The following is a 518-nucleotide window of genomic DNA, read 5'->3' as shown; positions in this document are numbered from 1 at the left end:
GACGCCGGCTTGGGAGCCGACGGAGATGTCGAGGCCGCCGCAGATGATGACGACGGTCTGGACGATGGCGAGGAGGCCGGTGATGGTGGCGGCTTCGGCGATGACCTGCATGTTGCCGAGGCTGAGGAAGTTGTCGTTGAGAACCCCGAAGAGCGCGAGGACCACGATCAGGGCACCGATGAGGCTGAGGTTCTGACCGCCGATCGAGGCGAGAATCCTCGCCGGGCCCGCGGACGGCTGGGGCCTGCTCCCGCCGGCCTTGGCGGTGGGCTTGGTGTCGGTGGTCGTGCTCATGAGGGTGCTCCAGGGGCGGGTGCGGTCGCGGCGGCGATGTCGTCGGCCATGGCGAGGTTGAGGATGGCTTCCTCGGTGGCGTGTTCGCGGTCGAGTTCGCCGGTGATGCGGCCGTTCTGCATGACGACGATGCGGTCGGCGAGGCCGAGGACCTCGGGGAGTTCGGAGGAGATGACGAGGACGGCGACGCCTTCTGTGGCGAGGTCGGCGATGATCTGGTAGAT

2 pseudogenes are annotated in these 518 nt (G+C 67.8%); both read right to left on the bottom strand.

What is annotated here, in order from left to right:
- Positions 1-294: pseudogene (locus PUR61_RS16190) on the bottom strand (ABC transporter permease); the annotation flags it as partial.
- A pseudogene (locus PUR61_RS16185) lies at positions 291-518 on the bottom strand (sugar ABC transporter ATP-binding protein); the annotation flags it as partial. The pseudogenes PUR61_RS16190 and PUR61_RS16185, both read right to left, overlap by 4 nt.

Origin of the sequence: Streptomyces sp. BE20, assembly GCF_036322525.1 — a bacterium.
GTDB lineage: Bacteria > Actinomycetota > Actinomycetes > Streptomycetales > Streptomycetaceae > Kitasatospora.
This window is presented reverse-complemented; position numbering and strand designations above follow the sequence as displayed.